This window comes from Nocardioides sp. (assembly GCF_964228225.1).
GTDB lineage: Bacteria > Actinomycetota > Actinomycetes > Propionibacteriales > Nocardioidaceae > Nocardioides.
Genome location: NZ_CAXQZB010000059.1, coordinates 16963 through 40102, shown reverse-complemented (window position 1 = coordinate 40102; position 23140 = coordinate 16963). Strand labels below are relative to the sequence as shown.

The following is a 23140-nucleotide window of genomic DNA, read 5'->3' as shown; positions in this document are numbered from 1 at the left end:
GTCCGGACCCCCGGGGGTGTCAGGATCGTGGGCGTCGCGATCCTGGTCGGGGCGCCGGGGGCAGGGTCGCCCCCACGGCGTCGCGGCCGAGCCGTTCTGGAAGGATGGGGCGAGTGCCTCGGGTGAACTGGAAAGCCGTCCATGACGACGACTTCGCCGTGCCCGCGCACCTCCCGCTCGCCGATCTGACCGCCGAGCTCACCACGCTGCTGGGCGATCCGGACCCGCACCTTCGCGACGAGCTGGCGCTCACCGTGCTCGCCACGTGGATCGATCGCGGTGTCTACGACGACCTGCTGCCGGGCCTGGGCGACGGGATGGCCGCCGGGCTGCGGGTGGGGCTCGGCGAGCGGGGCACCGACACCGTCTTCCGGCGCAGCTTCTCCGCCCTGGTGCTGGCCTCCTGCATCGCCCGCGACGTCTCGCGCCCGCTGGTGCCGGGCGGCAAGGTGCTCGACTGGGGCGATCGGATCGCGACCTGGGTGCTCGCCGAGCGCGACGTGCGCGGCTACGTCCCCGGCCGCGGGTGGGCCCATGCGATCGCCCACGGCGCCGACGCGCTGCGGGTGCTGGCCCGCTCCCCCCACCTCGGGGCCGCGGAGCTGGGCATCGTGCTCCAGGTGATCGGCGAGCGGGTGGCGGCGCCGGTCGACGGGCTGTGGACCAATCGCGAGGCCGACCGGCTCGCCCAGGCCACGGTGCAGGTGCTGCGGCGCGACCGCGTGCCCTTCGACGTCGTCGAGCGGTGGGTGCGCACGATCGGCGCCCCGCCGCCGTGGCACGGGCAGCAGCTGACGCTGCACCGCGACCCCGACCTCGCCACGGGCAACATCGAGGCCTTCCTGCGCGCCCTGTACCTGCTGCTGGCCCTCGGGCCGCGCCCCCCGGCCTGTCGCGCCGACCTGCTGCTGGTGCTGGTGGAGGTGCTCCGCGCGCTCGACCCGGAGTTCCTCGGCCCCGCCTCTCCTCCCCTGAGATGACCCGCGAGTAACGTTCGCCACATGACGAACGACGCCACCCACGCCCCGGTCACCACGGCCCACGCCGGCGCCCTCGCCGTCGCGGTGGCGGCCGCCCACGGGGTCGAGACGATGTTCACGCTCTCCGGTGCCCACGTCTTCCCGATGTACGACGGTGCGGTGAAGGCCGATCCGCCGATGCGGCTGCTGGACGTGCGCCACGAGCAGACCGCCGCCTTCGCCGCGGAGGCCACCGGCAAGCTCACCCGCGTGCCCGGCCTCGCCGTGCTCACCGCCGGCCCGGGCGTGACCAACGGCGTCAGCGCGATCGCGCAGGCGCAGTTCGCCGGGTCGCCGATGGTCGTGGTCGGCGGCCGGGCGCCGCAGAACCGCTGGGGCACCGGCAGCCTGCAGGAGCTGGACCAGCCGCCGATCATCGCGCCGGTCGCCAAGCTGGCGCGCACCCTGCCCACCGCCGGCGACGTCGTGACCGGGATGGACGAGGCGTTCAGCGCGGCCGGCTCCAGCCACCGCGGGCCGGTGTTCGTCGACGTCCCGATGGACGAGTTCTTCAACACCGGCTCCGGGCTCATCCCCACCGGGGAGCGGGCCCGTGGCGCCCAGCCCGACAGCGACGCCGTCGAGCGGATCGCGGGCCTGCTGGCCGCGGCGTCGCGGCCGGTGATCGTGCTCGGCACCGACGTGTGGGCCGACGGCGCCGAGGTGGCGGCCCTGGAGCTGGTGGAGGGCGTCGGCCTGCCGGCGATCACCAACGGCATGGGCCGCGGCGTGATCCCCGGCGGTCACCCCCTGCTGGTCACCAAGGCCCGGGGCAAGGCCCTCAAGGAGCCCGACCTGGTGGTCGTGGTCGGCACCCCGCTGGACTTCCGGCTGGGCTACGGCGTGTTCGGGGACGCCCAGGTGGTGCACGTGGCCGACTCCCCCGGCCAGGTCTCGGGCCACGCCACCCTGGCGGCCTCGGTGAGCGGCGACCTCACGACCGTGCTGCGCGAGCTGCACGCCGCCCTCGAGCGCGGCCCCAAGCCCGACTGGGCGGCCTGGGTCACCGACCTGCAGGACACCGCCGCCGCGGCGGCCCGGCGCGACGCCCTGCTGCTCGGCGCGGAGGCCGACCCGATCCACCCCGCCCGCATCTACGGCGAGCTGGTGCCGCGGCTGGCCGACGACGCCGTCGTGATCGGCGACGGCGGCGACTTCGTGAGCTTCGCCGGCAAGTTCGTCGAGCCGAAGCGGCCCGGCTGCTGGCTCGACCCCGGCCCCTACGGCTGCCTCGGCGCCGGCCTCGGTGCGGCGATCGCGGCCCGGCTCGCCCGCCCGTCCTCGCAGGTGGTGCTGCTGCTCGGCGACGGCGCGGCCGGCTTCTCCCTGCTCGACGTCGACACCCTGGTGCGCCACGGGCTGCCGGTCGTGATGGTCATGGGCAACAACTCCGCCTGGGGCCTGGAGAAGGGTCCGATGCAAATGCTCTACGGCTACGACGTCGTGGCCGACCTCGCCCCGCGCACGCGTTACCACGAGGTGGTCACGGCGCTCGGCGGCGCCGGCGAGGCCGTCACCGACCCCCGCCAGATCGGTCCGGCCCTGGACCGCGCGTTCGCCTCCGGGGTGCCCTACCTGGTCAACATCATCACCGACGTCGACGCGGCCTACCCGCGGGCCACCTTCGGGATCTGAGGGGCGGGCGATGACCGACCGCTCGACCGGCCCGCTCACCGCCACTCTGGGCTTCACGGTCACTGACGCCGACACCGCGGCGGCCGTGGGCTCCGGCACCCTGCCGGTGCTGGGCACGCCACGGCTGCTGGCCTGGTGCGAGGCCGCCACCTGCGCGGCCCTCGAGCCCACGCTCTCCCCCGGGTCGACGTCGGTCGGCACTCGCGTCGCGCTCGACCACCAGGCACCCTCCCCGGTCGGCGCCCGCGTGGAGGTGAGCGCCACGACCACCGACATCGACGGCCGCCTGCACCTGTTCAGCGTCGTGGCACGTCACGACGACGGCCGGGTCGTGGCCACCGGCGAGGTGCGACGGGTGGTCGTGGACGCCGAGCGGTTCCTCGGCCGGCTCTCCGGCTGACCCCGCCCGGGCTCCGCCGCCGGAGCCACCCCCGCTGAGAACGCCACGACCCCCGGCCGCGGGCCGGGGGTCGTGGCGATGCTGTGCGCGGGGCGCCTCAGCTGTTGGGGCGCTTGCCGTGGTTCGCGCCCTTCTTGCGACGCGCGCGGCGCTTGCGGCCGGTCTTGCCCATGGTGGACTCCTTCGTGGGAGTTGAACGAACAGTGCAGTGTCTCAGGTGGCGCGCCCGGATCCGAAATCGGGTCCCCGCAACCGGGGTCGGGTCAGGACTCGGCCAGTCGACGCTGCACGGCCTGGATCTGGGCGCGCACGCGGTCGCGCAGGTCGGTGGGCGCCGGCTCCGAGCAGGAGCGGGCCACCACGGCCTTGACGGTGCGCTGCAGGTCGAAGCGCTGCAGGCACGGGTTGCAGGTGTCGAGGTGCTCGCGCACCACGGCGCAGTCGGCGTCGTCGAGCTCGTTGTCGAGGAAGTAGACGATCCGCTCGAGGTAGTCGGCGCAGTCGGCCTCGGACGGGTCCTCCCCGACCGCGCCGACCCCGTGGTCGCCGTGCTGGTGGGCGGTGCTCATGCGCGGGCCCCCTTCGCAGCGGCGGCGTCGACCGTCTCGGCGGGCAGCAGGTCCTGGGCTCGTACGTAGTCGGCGAGCAGGTCGCGCAGCTGCCGGCGACCGCGGTGGAGCCGCGACATGACCGTGCCGATGGGGGTGTCCATGATCTCGGCGATCTCCTTGTAGGCGAACCCCTCGACGTCGGCGAGGTACACCGCGAGCCGGAACTCCTCGGGCAGTCGCTGCAGGGCGTCCTTGACCTGGGAGTCGGGGAGGTGCTCCAGCGCCTCGGTCTCGGCCGACTTCAGGCCCGAGGAGGTGTGGGACTCCGCGCGCGCGATCTGCCAGTCCTCGACGTCCTCGGCCATCGACTGCTGCGGCTGGCGCTGCTTCTTGCGGTAGTTGTTGATGAAGGTGTTGGTGAGGATCCGGTACAGCCAGGCCTTGAGGTTGGTGCCGGGCTTGTACTGGTGGAACGCGGCGAACGCCTTGGCGAACGTCTCCTGCACGAGGTCCTCGGCGTCGGCGGGGTTGCGGGTCATCCGCAGCGCGGCCGAGTACAGCTGGTCGAGGAAGGGCAGGGCGTCGCGCTCGAAGCGCAGCGAGCGCTCGGCGTCGGTCTCGGACGCCACGTCGATCGGCTGGTCGGCCGGCTGGTCGATCGGCTCGGCGGCCGACGCGGCGGGGTCGAGGGGGTCCAGGGTGGAGAGCGGCTCGGTCATCACCGTCCAGCCTACGGGGACGGTGAGGTCGGCGGCTCCCTCGGAGGGGCGGTCCAGCAAGGCCATCACGATCATCGTCAACCACCCGCCCGGGCGGTGTATTCCGGCGGGGCGTCAGGGCCGTCGGGGCGCGTTGCCCACCACCTGGCGGGTGACCCACTCCAGGACGGCCTCGACGACGACGTCGAGCGCCTCCTCCTGGGTGAGCGGCCCCCGGCGCGCGACCGCCATGCCATGGTCGGCCCCGGGCACCGTGACCAGGTCGTAGGCGAGGCCGCCGGGCAAGAGGTCCGGGAACTCCTCGGGACGTCCCATGGAGTCGCGCTCGCCCTGCACCACCAGCAGTGGCACGTCGGCGTCGGCCAGCTCGGCCAGGCGGCTGCGCTCCGGCCGGCCCGGCGGGTGCAGGGGGAAGGCGAGCGCCACGCAGCCCGCCGCCCCCACCGCCCGCGCGGTGCGGGCTGCGGACCGGGCTCCCGCGGAGCGTCCGCCCACCAGCAGCGGCACGGCGTCGGGGACCCCCGGCAGGCCGGCTGCCGGGCCCCCCGGCGCGGGGCCGGCATGGGTGTCGGTGTGGGTGTCGCTGTGGGCGTCGGGTGAGCCGTGGCGGGCCAGGTCGGCCACCCCCGCCGCGAACGCGACGTCGAGCGTGGGCGGCGGCGTGGCGACCTTCGCGCCGCGGCGTCGCCACGGCTGCTCGAACAGGGCGACGGTGACGTCGTGCTCGGGCAGGCAGGCGGCGAGGGCGGCGAGGTCGCGCGACTCCACGCCGTTCCCGGCGCCGTGCCCCAGCGCGAGCACCGCGACGGGGTCGCGGGCCGGGTGGATCACCCAGCGGGCCTCGCCGTGGGGGGTGTCGAGCAGCAGGTCGACCGGATCCGCGGCACCGCTCATCCCAGCGCCTCCTCGGCGGGCAGCGGGACCACCAGCTCCGGGCCGTTGTTGCGGACGTTGCTGACCAGGCTCGACACGGGGTAGGCCTCCAGCCGCCCCGGAGCGGCCGGGGTCAGCAGGTCGAGCAGCCCCGGACCCTCGGTGCGCGGGTCGAGCCACGCCGCCCGGCGCTCCGGCTCGACCATGAGGGGCATGCGGTCGTGGATGCGACCCAGCGCGTCCTCGGCCTCGGTGGTGATCACCGTGCAGGTCCAGCGGAAGCGTGCGGGGTCGTCGTCGGCCCGGGTGGGGTCGCGCCAGATCTCGTAGAGCCCGGCCATGGCGAGCACGCCGCCGTCGGCGGGGCGGATGAAGAAGGGCTGCTTGCGGGGCTTGCCCGAGGCGGTGCGCTGCTCGGTGGCGTACCACTCGAAGTAGCCGTCGGCCGGCAGCAGGCAGCGGCGCCTCTGGAAGGCCCGCCGGTAGGCCGGTTTCTCCGCCACCGTCTCCCGCCGGGCGTTGATCATCCGCGACCCGATGGCCGGGTCCTTCGCCCACGAGGGCACCAGGCCCCAGCGCAGCACCCGCAGCTGGCGCTCGGGCACCGCGACCTCCGCCGCGTCCCCCGGGGGGCGCTCGACGATCGCGTAGACCTCCTTGGTGGGGGCCACGTTGTAGTCCGGGGCCAGGGGCGCGTCGACGCGCACCTCGGCGACCTCGAACTCCTCGGCGAGGTCGTCACTGGTCCGGGAGGAGGCGTACCGACCGCACATGGGGCTCACCCTAGGGCGTCGCTGCGCCCCTTCACCGGCCCACGACCCGCCCATGCCGGGTGCTCCGCCCGGGGGGAGGGTTCGATCCACCCACCACGGTGGCAGGTTGAAGGCATGAGTCTGAGCCGCCGCCTCGCCCGTCCCCTCGTCGCCGCCGGGATCGGGTACCTCGCCCTCGGCGCCCTGCGCGACCCCGCCCCCCTCGCCCCGAAGGCGGCGCGGGTGACCGACGCCGTCGTCCCGCGCCTGCGGGGGCTGGGACTGCCGCTGCCGCAGGACACCGCCGCCCTGGTGCGTCTCAACGCCGCGGCCCAGATCGGCGGCGCCGCCCTGCTGGGGACCGGGCGCGCCCCGCGGCTGGGGGCGGCGGTGCTGGCGGGTTCGCTGGTGCCGACCACGATCGCGGGCCACGCGTTCTGGGCCGAGTCCGACCCCGTGGCGCGCAAGCTGCACACGATGCAGTTCGCCAAGAACACCGCCCTCACCGGAGCGCTCGTGATCGCGGCCGGCGACACCGACGGGCGTCCGGGCGTGGCCTGGCGCGCCCGCCGCGCCACCCGCGACGCCCGCCGCGAGGCCAAGCACCTGGCCCGCAGCGCCCGACGCGAGGCCAAGCTCGCCCGGGCGACCCTCACCTGAGTCCCACGGCGCTCCGGGGGCCCCGCGGGGCTCGGTAGTCTGCGGGGCGTGACCGACGCCGTGCCGCCCGCCGTGACCGACCCGTGGCCCGCGCCCCGCGCGCACGGACCGGTCGACCTCACGGTCTCGCTGCCCGGCTCGAAGTCGCTGGCCAACCGGGCACTCGTGCTGGCCGGTCTCGCCGACGGCCCCTCCACCGTGCACCGGGCGCTGCGCTCGCGCGACACCCTGCTCATGGCCGCCGGACTCCGGGCGCTGGGCTGCGAGGTGCACACCGACGACGCCGACTGGCGGGTCGTGCCCGGGGTGCGTGACGGCGACGCCGCGATCGACTGCGGCCTGGCCGGCACGGTGATGCGCTTCCTGCCACCGGTGGCGGGGCTCGCCCGCGGCGCCACCGCCTTCGACGGCGACCCGCACATGCGGGTGCGGCCCATCGGCGAGGTGCTCACCGCGCTGCGCGCCCTCGGCGTCGCGGTCGACGACGAGGGGCGCGGCGGCCTGCCGTTCACCGTGCGCGGCACCGGCGAGGTGCGCGGCGGCACGGTGACCATCGACGCCTCGGCGTCCTCGCAGTTCGTCTCCGCCCTGCTCCTGGCCGGCGCGCGTTTCACCGAGGGCGTCGACGTGCGCCACGTTGGCAAGCCGGTGCCCTCCCTGCCCCACATCGACATGACGGTGGAGGTGCTGCGGCGCCACGGCGTCGAGGTGGACGACGCCGACGCCAACCGGTGGGCGGTCGCGCCCGGACCCGTTGCGGCCGTGGACCACGTGATCGAGCCCGACCTCAGCAACGCCGCACCGTTCCTGGCGCTGGCCGCGGTGACCGGCGGCACCGTGCGCGTGCGCGACTGGCCCGAGCGCACCACCCAGCCCGGCGACGACCTGCGCGGGATCCTCACCCGCCTCGGGTGCGCGGTCGAGCGCACCGCCGACGGCGTGTTGGTCGTGACCGGACCCGACCGGCTGCAGGGCGTCGACCTCGACCTGCACGACGTCGGCGAGCTCACCCCCGCTGTCGCGGCGCTGTGCGCCTTGGCCGACGGACCCTCCCACCTGCGCGGCGTCGCCCACATCCGCGGTCACGAGACCGACCGGCTGGCGGCGCTGGCCACCGAGCTCACCGCCCTCGGCGCGGAGGTCACCGAGCACGCCGACGGGCTCTCGATCGTGCCGCGGCCCCTGCGCGGCGGGGTGTTCCGCACCTACGCCGACCACCGGATGGCGCACGCCGCGGTGATCATCGGCGCCGTCACCGACGGGGTGCTCGTGGAGAACGTCACGACCACGAGCAAGACCTTCCCCGACTTCCCCGGCTTCTGGGCCGGTCTGCTCCCGACCCCGACCCCCGCCGGCTGACGCGCGGACACCGGTCGGGACAGGGGGCGCGAGGCGTGGGACACGGGCGGTACTCCGAGCACGACATCGAGCACTACGACCGACCCCGCCGGCGCACGCGCCCCCGCACCACGGACCGCCCCACCTACGACGACGCCCTCGACGCGCGGGTCGTGACCGTCGACCGCGGCCGGTTCACGCTGCTGCTGGAGGGCCGGTTGCTGCACGCCGTCAAGGCGCGCCCGCTGGGCCGCAAGGGCGTCGTGGTCGGCGATCACGTGCGGATCGTGGGCGACACCTCCGGGGAGGAGGGCAGCTTGGCGCGCATCGTGGAGGTGGTCGAGCGCAGCACGACGCTGCGGCGCACCGCCGACGACGACGACCCGGTGGAGCGCGTGATCGTGGCCAACGCCGACCAGCTCGTCGTCGTCACGGCACTGGCCGACCCCGAGCCCCGCCCCCGGCTCATCGACCGGGCGCTGGTGGCGGCCTACGACTCCGGCATGACCCCCCTGCTGTGCCTGACCAAGGCCGACCTGCGCGACCCCGAGACGCTGCTGACGACCTACCGCTCCCTCGGCGTGCCGTGGGTGGTCACGCAGCGCGGCGGCGACCTCACCGAGCTCCGGGCCCGGCTCGCGGGCCGCACCAGCGTGCTCGTCGGCCACAGCGGCGTCGGGAAGTCCACGCTGGTCAACGCCCTGGTGCCCGAGGCCCGGCGCGAGGTGGGGCACGTCAACGCCGTCACCGGTCGGGGTCGCCACACCTCGACCTCGGCGTACCTGCTGGCCCTGCCGACCTCCCCCGGGCCCGAGGCCCCCGACGGCAGCCCGGGAGCGGAGGCGGAGGGGGGCTGGATCATCGACACCCCCGGCATCCGGTCCTTCGGCCTGGCCCACGTCCAGCCCGAGGACCTCATCGAGGCCTTCCCCGACCTCGACGAGATGACCGAGGACTGCCCGCGCGGGTGCACCCACGGCGAGGACGAGCCGGAGTGCGGCCTCGACGTCGCCGTCGCCGAGGGCAGCGCCGACCCCGAGCGGGTCGTGTCCTTCCGGCGGCTGCTCGCGGCACGCAGCGGCACCGACTACTGACCCCGCCCGCGGTCGGCGCACCGAGGGGCGGTGGGCGGGCCACTAGGGTGAGCGCGTGCCGTCCTCCGACGACTTCACCGACGACCTCCGTCTCGCCCACGTGCTGGCCGACGACGCCGACTCCCTCACCGAGTCGCGCTTCAAGGCCCTGGATCTGCACGTGATGAGCAAGCCCGACCTCACCCCGGTCACCGACGCCGACCGTGCGGTGGAGGAGGCGATCCGCCGCACCCTGTCGCGGGTGCGCTCGCGCGACGCGATCACCGGGGAGGAGCAGGGGGCCACCGGCAGCGGCTCGCGGCGCTGGATCATCGACCCCATCGACGGCACCAAGAACTTCGTGCGCGGGGTGCCGGTCTGGGCGACCCTGATCTCGCTGGTGGTCGACGACGAGGTCGTGGTCGGCGTCGTCTCCGCCCCGCAGCTGCAGCGCCGTTGGTGGGCCTCACGGGGCGCGGGGGCCTTCACCGGCCGGTCGCTGCTCAAGGCCACCCGGATGCAGGTCTCCGACGTGCGCCGCCTCGAGGACGCCTCGCTGGGCTACGCCTCCCTGGGCGGCTGGGAGGAGCGGGGGCAGCTGGAGGACCTGCTGGGGCTGATGCGCCGCTGCTGGCGCACCCGCGCCTACGGCGACTTCTGGAACTACATGCTCCTGGCCGAGGGGGCGCTGGACCTGGTGGCCGAGCCCGAGCTCGAGGTCTACGACATGGCGGCGCTCGACGTCATCGTGCGCGAGGCCGGGGGCCGGTTCACCTCCCTCGCCGGCGCCGACGGGCCCTGGGGCGGCAACGCGATCGCCTCCAACGGCCACCTCCACGAGGCGGCGCTGAGCTTCCTGGGCTCGATGCCCCACGACCCCGACGACCCCGACCTGCCGACGCCGCCGGGCTGGGCGCCGGTGCGCGACCTGCGCGAGCGTCGTCGGGACAGCGCCCCCGAGGCCTGAGCACCCCTGGCCGCGGGCCCCGGGCTGCGCTAGCGTCCCGCGCCATGAGCACCCCGCGCCGTCCTCTCCTCCGCCTCACCTCGCGTACCGCCGCCGCGGCCCTGGCCGTGCTGCTGGGCGCCGCCGCGCTCACCGGCTGCGGGGGCGACGACGCCGCCGACAACGCCGCCGAGCGTCAGATCGAGGACGCGATGGCCAGCAACGGCATCGAGGGCGACGTCGACGTCGAGGACGGCGAGGTGAGCGTCGACACCGGCGACGGTTCCTTCAGCACCGGCAGCGACCTGCCCGACGGGTTCCCCGCCGACGTGCCGCTCGTCGACGGCGAGGTGCAGTTCGGGATGGCCACCGACGAGAACGGCCAGGAGGGCTACGCCGTGTCGATCGAGGTCGACGCCGATCCCGACGCCGCCCTGGCCGAGGCCGGCGGGCTGCTCGAGGACGCCGGCTACACCGGCGACGACTCCCTGGGCGCCGGCGGCGGGAACTTCAGCAACGGCACCTACAACGTGTTCGTGTTCGCCACCGCCAACCCCGACACCTCGGGATCGATCGTGCAGTACGCCGTGGCGCCCGAGAACGGCTGACCCCCCGCCCTCCCTCAGGGCCCCGGTCCCGGCGGCCCCGGGGTGGGCGTCGGTCCCCGTGCCCTGTGATCCTGGTCACGACGGCGTCGTCGGGGTAGGTTCTGCCCGCATGAGGATCGCTGATGTCGTCGCCCGCAAGTCCACCGCCGGCGTGATCACCATCGCGCCCGAGGCCGGGGTGCGTGCACTCCTGGCCCTGCTCGCCGAGCACAACATCGGCGCCGTCGTCGTGTCGCAGGACGGCACGACCCTGTCGGGAATCGTGAGCGAGCGCGACGTCGTGCGCCACCTGCACCACGACGGCACGGTCGTGAACCAGACGGTCGCGGCGATCATGACCGCCGAGGTCAGCACCTGCGCCCCCGAGGACTCCCTCGACGACGTGCTGAACTCCATGACCCGCGGCCGGTTCCGCCACCTCCCGGTCGTGAGCGGCAGCAGCCTGGTCGGGCTGGTCTCGATCGGCGACATCGTGGCCGCCAAGATGGCCCAGCTGCAGTTCGAGCGCGACCAGCTCGACTCCTACGTCCACCAGGGCTGAGGGCCGCCCGGGCCCGCGGCGGCCGTAGGGTGGGGCGCATGCAGAAGCCCGAGATCGACTTCGTCGACCCCACCCCGCCCGCCGACCTCGTGGTCACCGACCTCATCGAGGGCGACGGCCCCGAGGCCGCCGCCGGCCAGACCGTGTCGGTGCACTACGTCGGTGTCGCCCTGTCCACCGGCGAGGAGTTCGACGCCTCCTACAACCGCGGCACCCCGCTGCAGTTCCGCCTCGGCATCGGCCAGGTCATCAGCGGCTGGGACCAGGGTGTGCAGGGCATGAAGGTCGGCGGGCGCCGCCAGCTCGTCATCCCGCCGCACCTGGGCTACGGCGACCGCGGCGCCGGCGGCGTCATCAAGCCCGGCGAGACGCTGATCTTCGTCGTCGACCTGCTCGAGGTGCGCTGACCGCACCCGCCACGACCCGACGAGGGGCCCGGACCGATCCTGCGGTCCGGGCCCCTCGTGCGTGCGGCGGTCAGCGGTGCTGGGTCACCAGGGGAAGTCGTCGGGGGTGTCCTGGTCGACGACGCGCGCGGAGGCGGCCGCGACGGACACGACGTCGCCGACGGCGAGCTGACGGCCGCGGCGGGTCTCGCTCTGACCGTTGACCTTGACGACGCCGGCGGTGAGCAGCTCCTTGGCCTCCGACCCCGACTCGACGAGGTTGGCCAGCTTCAGGAACTGCCCCAGCTTGATGGAGGCGTCGTCGATGCGGACGTTGGTGGGCTCGGGCACCCCGCCATCATCCCACCAGCAGGCTCACACCGTGGATCAGGACCCCCACCAGGCCACCCACGATGGTGCCGTTGATGCGGATGAACTGCAGGTCGCGGCCCACGTGCAGCTCGATCCGCTCGGCCGCCTCGCGCCCGTCCCAGCTCTGGATCGTGTGGGTGATCACGGTGGTGAGCTCGCGCCCGTAGCGCTCGACGGCGAACACCACGGCGTCGGCCAGCAGGCCGTCCAGGCGCGCGCGCAGGGCGTCGTCGGTGTGCAGGCGCTCGGCGAAGCCGGTGGCCTCCTGGCGCAGCCGCACCCGCACCGCGCCGGCGGGGTCGTCGAGGGAGGAGCCGAGGGCGCGACGCAGGGCGTTCCACAGGGCGATGCCGGTGGAGATCACCGCCGGGTGGTCGAGCAGGCGGTCCTTGAGCCGCTCGGCGCGCGCCTGGGTGTCGGGATCGGTGAGCAGCCCGTCGGCCAGGCGCCGCAGCAGGGAGTCCAGCGCCCGGCGCGCCCGGTGCTGGGGGTCGAGGCGGATGTCGGCCACCCAGCGCACGACCTCGAGGTGGATCCGGGCGCTGATGCGCTCGTTGAGGCTCTCCGGCGCCCACCACGGCGCCCGCTCCTCCAGCACCTCCTGCACCGTGCCGGGGTTCTCCCGCAGCCAGTCGTGCAGCTCGGCGAGCGCGAGGTCGACGACGCCGTGATGCAGGTCGTCGTGCATCGCCTCGCTGAGCAGCCCGCCGAGCAGCGGCGCGATCGGCTCCTCACGGAACCGCGGCACCAGCGCCTCGGTGACCAAGGCCTCGATGTGGTCGTCGCGCACCTTGCCGAGCGCGACGACGGCCACGTCGGCCACCTCCGCGACGAGACGATCGGCGTGGGCGGGGTCGGCGAGCCACTCCCCCACCCGGCGGGAGACGGCCGCGGCGAGGATGCGCTCGCGCACGACGTCGGCCACCAGGAAGTTCTCGGTGACGAAGTCCTCCAGGCCCTGCCCGAGGTCGTCCTTGCGCCGGGGCACCAGGGCCGTGTGCGGGATCGGAAGCCCCAACGGGTGCCGGAACAGCGCCGTGACCGCGAACCAGTCCGCGATCGCGCCGACCATCGACGCCTCGGCACCGGCGTTGACGAACCCCCAGAAGCCGTCCTGCCCGAGGGTGGCGAGATAGACGCCGGCGGCGAGGATCAGCAGCCCCAGCGCCACCGACCGCATCCGGCGCAGGGCGCGCCGGCGATCGTCGTCGGTGAGTCCGGCCCCGGCCCCGCGCGGCACGCTCGGGCCGCGGCGCGGGGACGACGGCGCCGCCGCGCCCGACCCCGGGTGCGAGCCGGGGTCGGCGGGGCGGGTCGGCTCGGTGTGGGTGCTCACGCGGGCATCCTTCCCCATCGGTCCACACCGGACCGGTCCTGGACCCACCCCGGACCAGCCCGTGTCGTGCGCCGGGGCGCGGGGCCGCCGTGCCAGACTCGGAGGTCACGGGTGTCACCCGGCCGCCACGGGGTAGCACCACGTCCGGGGCGCCGTGGGCGCCCCTCGCGGGGTGCATCCGCCCCCGTCCCGTCCCGATCAGCCGGAGGTCGCCGTGAGCAGGCCCGCCCGCACCGCCCGTCCCCGTCCCGCCGCCCCCGGTCGGCACCTCGGGGTGGCGCTGCTCGCCCTCGTCCTCGCCGTCCTGGCGGCGCCGCTGCCGAGCCTCACCGGCGCGGCGCAGGCCGAGCCGGTCGACCGCGCGGGCGCCGCCCCCCTCACCTCCGCCGCCGGCCACGGCCGCGACGGCCTCGACACCTCCCTGCTGATGCGCAACCTGTTCCGCCAGCTCCCGCGCCTGGACGGTCCCGCCGAGGCGCTCGTGCGGGCGCAGCTGGCCCGTCCCACCGACGGTGCGCGCGACCCCTACGGCGACGGGTACAGCGTCGGCTCCCAGGAGGTCTGCAACCGGCGCCTGTGCGTGCACTACGTGACCAGCACCGCCGACGCCCCGCCGTCGCTGGACTGGGTGCGCGCCACCCTGCAGGTCATGGACAAGGTCTGGACCCACCACGTCAAGCGTCTGGGCTACCGGCCGCCGGCCTCCGACCGCGGCCGGGGCGGCAACGCCAAGTTCGACGTGTACCTCAAGGAGCTCGGCTCGCAGGGCCTGTACGGCTACTGCGCCCCCGAGCGCCGCGTGCCCGGCGCCCGCAAGCGCGCCTCGGGCTTCTGCGTGCTCGACAACGACTTCGCCCGCGCCCAGTTCGGCCGCGCGCCGCTGGAGACCCTCAAGGTCACCGCGGCCCACGAGTTCTTCCACGCGATCCAGTTCAACTACGACTTCACCGAGGACGGCTGGCTGCTCGAGACCACCGCGACCTGGATGGAGGAGCGGTACGCCGACGACGTCAACGACAACCGCAACTACCTCCCCTACGGCCAGGTGGCGCGGCCCGGGTCGTCCCTGGACGTCTTCGACCCCCGCGGGTTCAACCAGTACGGCAACTGGACCTGGTGGCAGTTCCTGCAGCAGCGCTACGGCCAGAAGATCGTGCGTCAGGTGATCGAGCGCACCGGCACCGGCCGGGGACTGCCCGACGACTACTCGGTGCAGGGTCTGGCGGGCGTGCTGCGCACGCGCGGCGGGCTGGCGGCGAACTTCGCCGGCTATGCGGCGGCGAACCTCGACCCGGCCCGCACCTACCCCGAGGGCAAGGCCTGGCCCACGGCCAAGCCGCGCTCGACCACGACCCTGAGCACGGGCCGTCGCAGCACCTCCGGCGCGGTGCGGATCGACCACCTCTCCTCCGCCGCCGCCCGGCTGGTGCCGGCCGACTCGCTGCGCGGCGCCTGGAAGGTGCAGATCGGCGTCGACGGTCCGGAGGCCCAGTCCTCCCCGGCCGCGGTCGTGGTGACCAAGAAGCGGGGCGGCGGACTGCGGGTCGTGCGCGTGAAGCTCAACAGCCGCGGCGTCGGCGCGGTGACGGTGCCGTTCAGCAGCAAGGACGTCGCCTGGGTGACGGTCGTGCTGGCCAACGCCTCCACCCGCTACCGCTGCGGCGTCAAGACCGACCTCGCCTGCCAGGGCCGGCCGCTCGACAACGGCAAGCGGTTCGCCGTGGCCGCCCGCGTCGTGCGCTGATTCCGGGTCCGCGCTCGGGAGCCGTCAGGCCCGGCCGGTGCCGCCGAGCACCGGCCGGACGTCGCCGCCGGCGCTCACCCAGCCCACGCCGGGCTCGAGGCGCCGCACGATCCGGGCGGGGGCACCCGCCACGACCGCGTGGTCCTCGACCTCCCCGCGCACCACGGACCCGGCGGCCACCACGACCTGCCGGCCGATCCGGGCGCCGGGCAGGATGATCGCGCCGTGCCCGATCCACGATCCGGCGCCGATGCTCACCGGCTGGTGGCTGCCGAACTGGCGCCCGATCGGCACCTCGGGGTCCTGGTAGCCGTGGCTGGCGTCGCTGATGAACACGTCCTGGCCCAGCCACACGGCGTCCCCGAGCTCGATGCCGGCGTGCGCGGTGAGGCTGCAGCGCGCGCCGATGACACAGCGCTCGCCGATCACCAGTCCGCGGGCCGGCGCGCCGGGGTCGCCGGGGCCGTAGCCCACCGAGAGGGTCACGTGGCGGCCGATGAGGGTGTGGGCGCCGATGTGGATGGAACCGACGTTCATCAAGGTGGCGTGGGGGAAGCCGATGGCCGCGCCCTCCCCCAGGCTGCCGAACCGCTCGGCCGCCGCGGTACCGGGCACGATGTCGCCGCGGCGCTGCAGCCAGGACCAGGAGGCGTGCAGCCCCCGGTGGAACTGCCGGTGGGCGTGGCGGCGCACCGGGGCGAGGAGGGTGACGGGTCTCACAGCGGCAGAGCCTAGGGCGATCCGCGCCGCCGGGGGCCGGCCGTCCGCCGGCGGGCGCGAGCCGGTGGCCGGGGGTGGCTAGGGTCGGCAGTGAACCCCCCGATCGGAGTCCCCATGTACGGCACGGTCCTCTCGACCACCTCCCCCACCCCGTCACTCGTGCGGCTGGTCCTCGGCGGCCCCGGCCTCGCCGGGTTCGCGGGTCCCGGCCCCGACGGCGACACCGACGCCTACGTCAACATCGCGATCCCCCCGGCCGGCGCGCCCTACACCGCGCCCTTCGACCCCGACGAGGTCAAGGCCACCCACCCTCGGGAGTGGTGGCCGGTGCGCCGGCGCTACACCGTGCGGGCCTGGGACGCCGCCCGCGGCGAGCTCACCCTCGACGTCGTGGTGCACGGCACCGAGGGCGTGGCGGGGCCCTGGGCGCGCGCGGCCCGGCCGGGCGACCTGCTCGTGCTCACCGGTCCGGGCAGCGGCTACCGTCCCGACCCCACCGCGGCCTGGCACCTGATGGTGGGCGACGAGTCCGCGCTGCCGGCGATCGCGGCCTCCCTCGAGGCGGTGCCCGCGGGCGTCCCGGTGGTCGTGCGGCTGCTGTGCGACGGACCGGACCACGAGCTGGCGCTGTCCTCCCCCGGCGCCCTGGACCTGCAGTGGATCCACCGCACCGGTGGGGCCGCCGACACGACGGCGCTGGCCGAGGCGGTGGCGGCCCTGCGCTTCTCCGAGGGTCGGGTGCACGCGTTCGTGCACGGCGAGGCCGAGGAGATCCGTGCGGTGCGGCGTCACCTGCTCGGGGAGCGGGGTCTGGAGCGCGGCGACATGTCGTGCTCGCCGTACTGGCGCCGCACGATGACCGACGAGGCGTGGCGCGCGGTCAAGCGGGACTTCGTGGCCGCGATGGACGCCGACCTGCCCTGATGCGGCCGGACCGGCCCGGAGTGCCCGCGACAGGTCCACCCACCCGAAGTCTTTATTGTCGATCGGTTTAGTGTTGTCCGTATGACTCGGGCCTCTCGTCGTACCGTCCTGACCGCCGCCGCCGCCGGCTCACTCGCCCCCGTGCTCCCCGGGATCGGCCTCCCGGGGATCGGTGCGGCTCCCGCCCACGCCGGCGCCCCGAACATCCTCAAGCCGCTGCCGCCCGACCGGTTCCGCGACCTCGGCACCAACGCCGAGATGCGCTGGGACTCGGTGGATCCGCGGCGCTACCTCACGCCGCAGGCCGACCTGTTCGTGCGCAACCACACGCGCACTCCGCTGGTGGATCCGCGCACCTACCGGCTCACCGTCGTCGGCGACGGCCTGCGCGGCCGCGGCGATGGCCCGCGCACCCGGAGCCTGAGCCTGGCCGACCTGCGGCGGATGCCGCGCACCTCCCGGACCACCGTGCTGGAGTGCACCGGCAACGGCCGCTCCTTCTTCGGCAGCCAGCAGGGCCGACCGGCTCCCGGCACGCCCTGGACCCTGGGCGCGGTGGGTGCGGTGCGCTGGGAGGGCGTGCGCCTGGGCGAGGTCCTCGACCGTGTGGGCGTCGACCGGCGGGCCGTCTCGGTGATGGCCACCGGGCTCGACGACCCCTTCGTGAGCGGCGGGGTGGACTACGGGCGCGTGCGGCGCCCCTTCCCGATCGACGTGGCCTGGGACGACGCCCTGCTCGCGTGGGGTGCCGACGGCGCGGACCTGCTGCCCGACCACGGGGCGCCGCTGCGGTTGGTGCTGCCCGGCTGGATCGGCATCGCGAGCATCAAGTGGCTCGGCACCCTGGAGGTCTCCCGCACCGAGCTGACCTCGCCGTGGAACACCACCTTCTACCGCCTCACCGGCGGCGACTTCGGCACCGACGGTCCCCCGCTCACGATCAACCCGGTGCGCTCCGCCCTCGAGCTGGCCTGGGGCGCGACGCTGCCGGCCAGCTCCCGGGTGCGGCTCACCGGCCGGGCCTGGAGCGGCGCCGGACCGATCACCCGGGTGGAGGTGAGCACCGACGGCGCCCGCACCTGGCACCCCGCCCGCCTCGACGACCGGCGCAGCGCCTGGACCCGGTGGTCCCTGGACTGGGACACCCCGGCCGCCGGACCGGCCGAGATCGCGGTGCGGGCCACCGACGTGCGGGGACGCACCCAACCCGACGTCGCCGCCGTCAACGACGCCGGCTACTTCTTCGACGCCGTGGTGCGGCACCCGGTGACCCTCGCCTGACGGCGAGGCGACCGGGGTCGGTCCCGGTCGGGGCCCCGGCCTAGGGTCGAGGGGTGGACGACGTCACCCCGCCGAGCCCCGAGCCCGACCCGACGCTGCGCGACCTGCCCGCCGCTCCCCCGCCTCCGCCACCCCCGCCCCCGGCGGCGCCGTCGGTGCCGTCGGTGCCGTCGGTGGCCCCGGCACCCGGGGTGTGGAGCGACGGGCTGCGGCTGGCGGTCGGCACCCTGACGGTCGTCCCCACCCCGCCCCCGAGCCGCGTCGACCGCGACGTGGCCCGCGCCGGGGCCCTGCTCGCGCCGGTGGCCGCCCTACCGCTCGGACTGGCGGTCACGGCCGTCCTGCTGATCGGGAACCTGGCCGAGACACCGGCGTTCCTCACCGGACTGATCGCCGTAGCGACCCTCGCCCTGCTCACCCGGGGACTGCACCTGGACGGGCTCAGCGACACCGTCGACGGGCTCAGCGCGTCCTACGACCGCGCGCGGGCGCTGGAGGTGATGCGGCGCGGCGACGTCGGTCCCAGCGGCGCCGTGGCGCTGGTCGTGGTGCTCGGGCTGCAGGCCACGGCGTTCGGACTGCTCTCCACCGCCGACGCGGGCGCCCTCCTCGCCGGGGTGGCGGTCGTCGTGAGCCGCTGGGCGGTCCCGAGCGCCTGCGCGGCCGGCGTGCCGGCCGCTCGCCCCGACGGCCTGGGCGCGGCCATGGCGGGCACCGTGCCCGCCGTGCGGGTGGTGCTGGGCTGGTGCGTGGCCGTCGGTCTCGTGGCCGCCACCGCGGCGATCGCGGACGTGCCCGGCATCGGGGCGCTGCGCGGTGCGGCGGCCGTGGTCGTGGGTGCGGCCGCACTCGCCCTGCTGCTGCGACGTGCCGCCGCGCGGCTGGGCGGGGTGACCGGCGACGTGTTCGGGGCCGGGGTGGAGACCGCACTCACCGCCGTGCTGGTGACCCTGCTCGTGTGAGCGGGCTCAGAGCACCAGCACGCGACCGGCCACCACCAGGTGCACCTGGTCGACGACCGCGCCGACGCGCTGGTTGAGGCTGCCGAGGTGGTCGCGGAAGATCCGCCCCGACCGGTGGGCCGGCACGACGCCCAGCCCGACCTCGTTCGTCACCACCACCACCGGGCCGGACCGGGGCCGCGCCAGCGCGTCCACGAGCGCGTCCACCCGCGGGGCCAGCGCCGCCGCGATCGTCGGCTCGGGGGCGTCCCACACGCCGGCGTCGTCGAGGACCGCGGTGAGCCAGGTGCCCAGGCAGTCCACGAGCACCGGGCCCGGCAGCGCCGCGAGCTCCTCGGGCACCCGGTGCGAGGCCTCGACGGTGCGCCAGGACACCGGACGGCGGTCCCGGTGGGCCGCGAGCCGGGCCTGCCAGTCGGCGTCGCCCACCGCGTCGCCGGCGGCGAGGTAGACCACGCCCTCGGGGCCGTCGAGCCCCGCCACCAGCTGCTCGGCATGCCGCGACTTCCCCGAGCGCACCCCGCCGGTGACCAGGATCGAGCGGGCGGTCATGGGGCCTCCTCGGCGGGGGTCAACGACCAGCGGTGGAGCAGCCGGCAGCCGTGGTTGGCCCAGCGCTGCAGGTGCACCTCGCGCACCTCCAGCCGGGCCGGCAGCAGCGGGGCCACCTCGGCGGCGAGCGCGGCGGGTGTCACCGGGCCGTGGGGTCCCGCGGCTCCGTCGAGGTCGAGGGTGACGTGCGGCGCCGGGGCGACGCCGTGACGGCCGCCGTAGGGCGGGAACTCGGGGAACGCCGCGACCAGGCGGGCGATGAGCGCGCGCAGGCCGGCGTCGGGCTCGGGCACGGCGTGGAGGATGCCGTCGGGGAAGCGGCCCACCCGGGCGAGCACCACCTCGAAGGCGGCCACGCCCGTCAGGGCCTCGCCCACCCGGGCCAGGTGCGCCGGATCGGGCGTGGGCGCCCACGGCCCCAGCAGGGTGAGATGGGCGTGGCTCCAGCCGGGATCGGTGGAGACGAAGGAGTCGTCGTAGAAGGCCGTGCGGGCCCGCACGAACTCCTCCAGCGGCGGGACCGGCACGACGAGCACGGTGTGGCCCCCGGGCGGGTGCTCCGGGGCCGACTGGACCGACGGCACCGGGTCGCGGGGCCCCGGGGTCACCGCGGGGGCACCAGGCCGTGCTCGTGGGCCAGCACCACCAGCTGCACCCGGTCGCGGGCACCGAGCTTGCGCAGCAGGGCGCCGACGTGGGTCTTGACGGTGGACTCGCTGGCGTAGACGGCCGCGGCGATCTCGGCGTTGGACCAGCCGCGGGCGACTCCGTCGAACACCTCGCGCTCGCGCTCGGTGAGGGTCGCCATCATCGCCCGGCCGGCGGCGTCCGGTCCGGCGGGCGCCGCGGGTTCGGCCGGCGCGGCGAGCGAGCCGGCCAGGAGGGTGGCGAGGTCGTCGGGGGCCAGCACGGCGTTGCCGGTGTGCACGGTGCGGATGGCCTCGCGCAGCATCGCCGGCGTGGCGTGCTTGAGCAGGAACCCGCTGGCGCCGTGCCGGATGGCGGTCAGCGCCCGGTCGTCGAGGTTGAAGGTCGTGAGCACCACCACCCGGACCGGACGGGCCCGGGCGGCCACGGCGTCGGGGCTGAAGATGAGCCGGGTCGCCTCCACCCCGCCCATCTCGGGCATCCGGATGTCCATCAGCACGACGTCGGGCTCGAGCGCGGCGACCTGCGCCACGGCCTCCACCCCGTCGGCCGCCGTGCCGACCACGGCCATCCCGGGCTGGGCGTCCACGATCACCCGCACGCCCTCGCGGAACAGCTCCTGGTCGTCGACCAGCAGCACCCGGATGTCGGCGTCGGCGGCGGCAGGCACGAGCACAGCCTGCCATCCCCGACCCGCCATTCCCCGGCAGCCATCCCCCGCCCGCCGTTCCCGGCCGGCGCGGCCCACCGGCCCCGATCAGGCGGGGGTGACCGTCCGGGCCGCGCGGTGCGGTCGTCGTGCGCCCGGGACGGCGTCGCGGACCATGCGGTCCACCAGGTCGGGGTAGGACAGGCCGCCGGCGGCGAACATCAGCGGCGCCTGGCTGTGCGGGGTGAAGCCCGGGATGGTGTTCACCTCGTTGAGCACGGGCCCGGCGTCGGTGAGGAAGAAGTCGACGCGCGCGAGCCCGCGGCAGCCCAGGGCGTCGTAGACGCGCACCGCCGCCGCGCGCAGGGCGGCGGACTCGGCCGGGGTGAGCGGCGCGGGCACCAGGAACCGGGCGCTGCCGTCGTACTTGGTCGCGTGGTCGAAGACCCCGGGCGCGGCGTCCTCCGGGGGCCGGATCTCCAGCAGCGGCGGCACCTCGCGGCTCCCGTCGGGGCGCCCGAGCACGGCGACGTCGACCTCCCGCCCGACCACGACCTGCTCCACCAGCACCCGGTCGTCGAGGGCGAAGGCCGCCGCGAGTGCGCCGGGCAGGTCGGCGACGTGGTCGACCCGCGCGACACCCAGGCTGGACCCGGCGCCGACCGGCTTGACGACGACGGGGCCCTGCGCGAGCAGCTCGGCCGCGGGCCCGTGGTCCTCCGCGCGGCCGAGGAGCCGTCCGGGGGCGACGTCCACGCCGATCGCGGCGGCGACCAGCTTCGTGAGCCACTTGTCCATCGCGGTGGCCGCGGCCGCCAGGGGCGAGCCGACCACCGGCACGGCGGCGAGGTCGCACAGCGCCGCCAGGGCGCCGTCCTCCCCGCCCCGGCCGTGGAGCATCGGCAGCACGACGTCGCAGCTGCGCAGCACGTGCACCGCGCCCGCGAGGCCGAGCGGGCGGCGTCCCCGGTCGAGCCAGCAGCCGTCGCGGTCGATGGTGAGGGGGACCGGCTCGTGGCCGGCACTGGCCAGGGCGCTGACGGCCGCGGCGGCCGAGGCCAGCGACACGGCGTGCTCGGGGCTGGTGCCACCGCCGACCACGGCCACGCGGCTCATCGGGCACCGCTGCTCACCCGGCGCACGCGCGTGCCGAGGCCGGTGAGCACCTGGTGCTCCAGGACGGCGGCCCAGCCGGCCCAGTCCCGCGGCGTGGGTTCACCGTGGTCGCCGGGCCCCCACACCACCGCCTCCTGCTCGACGCCGGGAGCGCGGGGATCGGGTGCCCCGAGGTCGACCACCGCCATGTCCATGCAGGTCGCCACCAGGGGGCGGCGACGGCGGCCCACGAGCACGTCCGCGACGCCGGGCGCGGTGGCGGGCAGTCCGTCGGCGTAGCCGAGCGGCAGCAGCCCGAGGCGGGTGTCGTGGGCGGCCACCCAGGTGTGGCCGTACCCCACGCCGGTGCCGGCCCGCACCGCACGGACCGTGAGGATCGGGGTGCGCAGCGTGCCCGCCGGGCGCAGCAGACCGCCACCCGCGGGATCGATGCCCACCAGCCCGGCGCCGACCCGCACGACGTCGCCGTGCGCGGCCGGGACGTGGAGCGTGGCGGCGGTGGCGGCGAGGTGGCGCCACCGCGGTCGCAGGCCCACGGCCTCGGCCCTAGCGACGGCGGAGGTCATCAGGGCGAGGGCGTGCCGCGTGGAGGCGGCGTCGGGGCGCGCGCCCTCGGCGAGGTGCCCCATGACGCCCACGACGTGCACCCGCCCGGCCAGCTCCGCGCTGCGGGCGGCGGCCACGAGCGCGTCCCACCGCTCGGGCTCGGCGCCGTCGCGTCCCAGACCGGTGTCGAGGTGCAGGTGCACCCGCGCGCCGGGGGCGAAGGCACACACGGCGGCCAGGTGGGCGAGGTCGGCGACGGCGACCTCCACCCCGCTCCGCACGGCCGCGGCGAGCGCGACGACGTCGTCGGCGTGCCACAGCCAGCACAGCAGGGGGACCCGCACGCCGGCGGCGCGCAGCGCGCGGGCCTCGGCGAGCGTCGCGACCCCGAGTCGCTGGGCGCCCGCGTCGAGCGCGGCCCGGGCGAGGGCGGCGGCACCCAGGCCGAAGCCGTCGGCCTTGACCACCGCCATCAGCGCAGCGTGGGTGTGGGCCTGCAGCGTGCGCACGTTGTGACGGACGGCGGCGGGGTCGAGGCTCACCTGCGGGGTGAGCGGCGCGGGCGCCGGGCGGCGGGTGGTGCCGGTGGCGGGTCCGAGGGTTCCCAGGGTGGCGGTCATGGGTCCAGACTCGGGGCCGGCCCGGTGCGGGCGCCTCCACCGCGGGTACCGCGTCACCGGTACCACGGGACCGGAGTGGATCCGGTACCTGCGACGGAGGCGCCGGGCTGCGTGGACGCGCGAGGATGGGGGTCGGCACGCCCGTGCCGACCCCTCCGACGCCCCTCCA

At 75.8% G+C, this 23140-nt stretch carries 27 protein-coding genes; 14 read left to right on the top strand and 13 right to left on the bottom strand.

The annotated features are described in order from the left end of the window. Positions 1-122 precede the first annotated feature (122 nt). From ACERUJ_RS14990 to ACERUJ_RS14980, 3 genes are read left to right on the top strand one after another with little or no spacing between them, the layout of a single operon-like run. Positions 123-980: a DUF2785 domain-containing protein gene (locus tag ACERUJ_RS14990; RefSeq protein ID WP_370249525.1), complete on the top strand. Its 858-nt coding sequence runs from the start codon at positions 123-125 to the stop codon at positions 978-980. Positions 981-1001: 21 nt separating this feature from the next. Further along, complete coding sequence (locus tag ACERUJ_RS14985) at positions 1002-2654, top strand: acetolactate synthase (protein ID WP_370249524.1); 1653 nt, start codon at positions 1002-1004, stop codon at positions 2652-2654. A gap of 10 nt (positions 2655-2664) precedes the next feature. Beyond that, a complete protein-coding gene (locus tag ACERUJ_RS14980) occupies positions 2665-3054 on the top strand; it encodes a thioesterase family protein (protein WP_370249522.1) in 390 nt (129 codons plus the stop codon). A 97-nt stretch (positions 3055-3151) separates the two neighbouring features. Here ACERUJ_RS14980 and ACERUJ_RS14975 read toward each other — a convergent pair whose 3' ends face one another. The 5 genes from ACERUJ_RS14975 to ACERUJ_RS14955 form a co-directional block, all read right to left on the bottom strand. Beyond that, a complete protein-coding gene (locus ACERUJ_RS14975; protein ID WP_370249596.1) occupies positions 3152-3226 on the bottom strand; it encodes a 50S ribosomal protein bL37 in 75 nt (24 codons plus the stop codon). A 91-nt stretch (positions 3227-3317) separates the two neighbouring features. Next, positions 3318-3623 (bottom strand): mycothiol system anti-sigma-R factor, encoded by a 306-nt coding sequence (rsrA, locus tag ACERUJ_RS14970; protein WP_370249521.1) that lies wholly within the window; start codon positions 3621-3623, stop codon positions 3318-3320. After that, positions 3620-4393 carry a sigma-70 family RNA polymerase sigma factor gene (locus ACERUJ_RS14965; protein WP_370249595.1) on the bottom strand — a complete coding sequence of 258 codons (774 nt, stop codon included), beginning with the start codon at positions 4391-4393 and terminating at the stop codon, positions 3620-3622. Before ACERUJ_RS14965 ends, rsrA begins: the two co-directional genes overlap by 4 nt. A gap of 45 nt (positions 4394-4438) precedes the next feature. Further along, complete coding sequence (locus ACERUJ_RS14960; protein WP_370249520.1) at positions 4439-5218, bottom strand: alpha/beta family hydrolase; 780 nt, start codon at positions 5216-5218, stop codon at positions 4439-4441. Continuing rightward, positions 5215-5970 (bottom strand): SOS response-associated peptidase, encoded by a 756-nt coding sequence (locus ACERUJ_RS14955; RefSeq protein WP_370249519.1) that lies wholly within the window; start codon positions 5968-5970, stop codon positions 5215-5217. The genes ACERUJ_RS14960 and ACERUJ_RS14955 overlap by 4 nt, the downstream gene beginning before the upstream one ends. 114 nt (positions 5971-6084) lie before the next feature. Here ACERUJ_RS14955 and ACERUJ_RS14950 point away from each other — a divergent pair, with 114 nt between their 5' ends. From ACERUJ_RS14950 to ACERUJ_RS14920, 7 genes are all read left to right on the top strand, one after another. After that, positions 6085-6609, top strand: coding sequence for a hypothetical protein (locus ACERUJ_RS14950; RefSeq protein ID WP_370249518.1), 525 nt, complete (start codon positions 6085-6087; stop codon positions 6607-6609). Between the two features lie 39 nt (positions 6610-6648). After that, entirely contained in the window at positions 6649-7968 is a 1320-nt protein-coding gene (gene aroA / locus ACERUJ_RS14945) for a 3-phosphoshikimate 1-carboxyvinyltransferase (protein ID WP_370249593.1), read from the top strand. Between the two features lie 35 nt (positions 7969-8003). Then, on the top strand, positions 8004-9041 hold the full coding sequence (gene rsgA / locus ACERUJ_RS14940; protein ID WP_370249517.1) for a ribosome small subunit-dependent GTPase A: 1038 nt from the start codon (positions 8004-8006) through the stop codon (positions 9039-9041). Positions 9042-9096: 55 nt separating this feature from the next. Beyond that, positions 9097-9987, top strand: a complete 891-nt coding sequence (locus tag ACERUJ_RS14935; protein ID WP_370249516.1) for an inositol monophosphatase — start codon at positions 9097-9099, stop codon at positions 9985-9987. A gap of 44 nt (positions 9988-10031) precedes the next feature. Continuing rightward, on the top strand, positions 10032-10574 hold the full coding sequence (locus tag ACERUJ_RS14930; protein ID WP_370249515.1) for a hypothetical protein: 543 nt from the start codon (positions 10032-10034) through the stop codon (positions 10572-10574). A gap of 109 nt (positions 10575-10683) precedes the next feature. Beyond that, the gene (locus ACERUJ_RS14925; protein WP_370249514.1) at positions 10684-11115 is read left to right on the top strand and encodes a CBS domain-containing protein; all 432 of its coding nucleotides are present in this window, start codon (positions 10684-10686) and stop codon (positions 11113-11115) included. Positions 11116-11153: 38 nt separating this feature from the next. Beyond that, a complete protein-coding gene (locus ACERUJ_RS14920) occupies positions 11154-11522 on the top strand; it encodes an FKBP-type peptidyl-prolyl cis-trans isomerase (RefSeq protein ID WP_370249512.1) in 369 nt (122 codons plus the stop codon). Positions 11523-11606: 84 nt separating this feature from the next. Here ACERUJ_RS14920 and ACERUJ_RS14915 read toward each other — a convergent pair whose 3' ends face one another. Both ACERUJ_RS14915 and ACERUJ_RS14910 read right to left on the bottom strand, forming a co-directional pair. Next, entirely contained in the window at positions 11607-11852 is a 246-nt protein-coding gene (locus tag ACERUJ_RS14915; RefSeq protein WP_370249511.1) for an RNA-binding S4 domain-containing protein, read from the bottom strand. Positions 11853-11859: 7 nt separating this feature from the next. Continuing rightward, positions 11860-13209, bottom strand: a complete 1350-nt coding sequence (locus ACERUJ_RS14910; RefSeq protein WP_370249510.1) for a DUF445 domain-containing protein — start codon at positions 13207-13209, stop codon at positions 11860-11862. Positions 13210-13423: 214 nt separating this feature from the next. Here ACERUJ_RS14910 and ACERUJ_RS14905 point away from each other — a divergent pair, with 214 nt between their 5' ends. Further along, entirely contained in the window at positions 13424-14953 is a 1530-nt protein-coding gene (locus tag ACERUJ_RS14905) for an MXAN_6640 family putative metalloprotease (RefSeq protein ID WP_370249508.1), read from the top strand. Positions 14954-14977: 24 nt separating this feature from the next. Here ACERUJ_RS14905 and ACERUJ_RS14900 read toward each other — a convergent pair whose 3' ends face one another. Continuing rightward, entirely contained in the window at positions 14978-15673 is a 696-nt protein-coding gene (locus ACERUJ_RS14900) for a DapH/DapD/GlmU-related protein (protein ID WP_370249507.1), read from the bottom strand. Between the two features lie 114 nt (positions 15674-15787). On the opposite strand from ACERUJ_RS14900, the gene ACERUJ_RS14895 reads away from it, so the two are divergent. The 3 genes from ACERUJ_RS14895 (at position 15788) to ACERUJ_RS14885 (ending at position 18840) form a co-directional block, all read left to right on the top strand. Continuing rightward, entirely contained in the window at positions 15788-16597 is an 810-nt protein-coding gene (locus ACERUJ_RS14895; protein ID WP_370249505.1) for a siderophore-interacting protein, read from the top strand. An 81-nt stretch (positions 16598-16678) separates the two neighbouring features. Next, on the top strand, positions 16679-17878 hold the full coding sequence (locus ACERUJ_RS14890; RefSeq protein ID WP_370249504.1) for a sulfite oxidase: 1200 nt from the start codon (positions 16679-16681) through the stop codon (positions 17876-17878). Between the two features lie 53 nt (positions 17879-17931). Further along, a complete protein-coding gene (locus tag ACERUJ_RS14885) occupies positions 17932-18840 on the top strand; it encodes an adenosylcobinamide-GDP ribazoletransferase (protein ID WP_370249502.1) in 909 nt (302 codons plus the stop codon). Between the two features lie 6 nt (positions 18841-18846). Here the strand turns inward: ACERUJ_RS14885 and cobU are convergent, their stop codons facing one another. From cobU to alr, 5 genes are all read right to left on the bottom strand, one after another. Beyond that, entirely contained in the window at positions 18847-19392 is a 546-nt protein-coding gene (cobU, locus tag ACERUJ_RS14880; protein WP_370249500.1) for a bifunctional adenosylcobinamide kinase/adenosylcobinamide-phosphate guanylyltransferase, read from the bottom strand. Further along, positions 19389-19919 carry a 2'-5' RNA ligase family protein gene (locus ACERUJ_RS14875; RefSeq protein WP_370249498.1) on the bottom strand — a complete coding sequence of 177 codons (531 nt, stop codon included), beginning with the start codon at positions 19917-19919 and terminating at the stop codon, positions 19389-19391. The genes cobU and ACERUJ_RS14875 overlap by 4 nt, the downstream gene beginning before the upstream one ends. 77 nt (positions 19920-19996) lie before the next feature. Next, entirely contained in the window at positions 19997-20710 is a 714-nt protein-coding gene (locus tag ACERUJ_RS14870; protein WP_370249497.1) for a response regulator, read from the bottom strand. Positions 20711-20797: 87 nt separating this feature from the next. After that, complete coding sequence (locus tag ACERUJ_RS14865; protein ID WP_370249496.1) at positions 20798-21805, bottom strand: D-alanine--D-alanine ligase; 1008 nt, start codon at positions 21803-21805, stop codon at positions 20798-20800. Further along, a complete protein-coding gene (gene alr, locus ACERUJ_RS14860; protein ID WP_370249494.1) occupies positions 21802-22971 on the bottom strand; it encodes an alanine racemase in 1170 nt (389 codons plus the stop codon). The genes ACERUJ_RS14865 and alr overlap by 4 nt, the downstream gene beginning before the upstream one ends. Between the last annotated feature and the right edge of the window lie 169 nt (positions 22972-23140).

What these genes read in the sequence shown, in the direction of transcription:
- alr (WP_370249494.1), bottom strand. Translation starts at nt 22,971, where the DNA reads ATGACCGCCACCCTGGGAACCCTCGGACCCGCCACCGGCACCACCCGC.
- ACERUJ_RS14955 (WP_370249519.1), bottom strand. Translation starts at nt 5,970, where the DNA reads ATGTGCGGTCGGTACGCCTCCTCCCGGACCAGTGACGACCTCGCCGAG.
- ACERUJ_RS14960 (WP_370249520.1), bottom strand. Translation starts at nt 5,218, where the DNA reads ATGAGCGGTGCCGCGGATCCGGTCGACCTGCTGCTCGACACCCCCCAC.
- ACERUJ_RS14985 (WP_370249524.1), top strand. Translation starts at nt 1,002, where the DNA reads ATGACGAACGACGCCACCCACGCCCCGGTCACCACGGCCCACGCCGGC.
- ACERUJ_RS14930 (WP_370249515.1), top strand. Translation starts at nt 10,032, where the DNA reads ATGAGCACCCCGCGCCGTCCTCTCCTCCGCCTCACCTCGCGTACCGCC.
- ACERUJ_RS14865 (WP_370249496.1), bottom strand. Translation starts at nt 21,805, where the DNA reads ATGAGCCGCGTGGCCGTGGTCGGCGGTGGCACCAGCCCCGAGCACGCC.
- ACERUJ_RS14925 (WP_370249514.1), top strand. Translation starts at nt 10,684, where the DNA reads ATGAGGATCGCTGATGTCGTCGCCCGCAAGTCCACCGCCGGCGTGATC.
- rsrA (WP_370249521.1), bottom strand. Translation starts at nt 3,623, where the DNA reads ATGAGCACCGCCCACCAGCACGGCGACCACGGGGTCGGCGCGGTCGGG.
- ACERUJ_RS14890 (WP_370249504.1), top strand. Translation starts at nt 16,679, where the DNA reads ATGACTCGGGCCTCTCGTCGTACCGTCCTGACCGCCGCCGCCGCCGGC.
- ACERUJ_RS14950 (WP_370249518.1), top strand. Translation starts at nt 6,085, where the DNA reads ATGAGTCTGAGCCGCCGCCTCGCCCGTCCCCTCGTCGCCGCCGGGATC.
- ACERUJ_RS14895 (WP_370249505.1), top strand. Translation starts at nt 15,788, where the DNA reads ATGTACGGCACGGTCCTCTCGACCACCTCCCCCACCCCGTCACTCGTG.
- ACERUJ_RS14920 (WP_370249512.1), top strand. Translation starts at nt 11,154, where the DNA reads ATGCAGAAGCCCGAGATCGACTTCGTCGACCCCACCCCGCCCGCCGAC.
- cobU (WP_370249500.1), bottom strand. Translation starts at nt 19,392, where the DNA reads ATGACCGCCCGCTCGATCCTGGTCACCGGCGGGGTGCGCTCGGGGAAG.
- ACERUJ_RS14980 (WP_370249522.1), top strand. Translation starts at nt 2,665, where the DNA reads ATGACCGACCGCTCGACCGGCCCGCTCACCGCCACTCTGGGCTTCACG.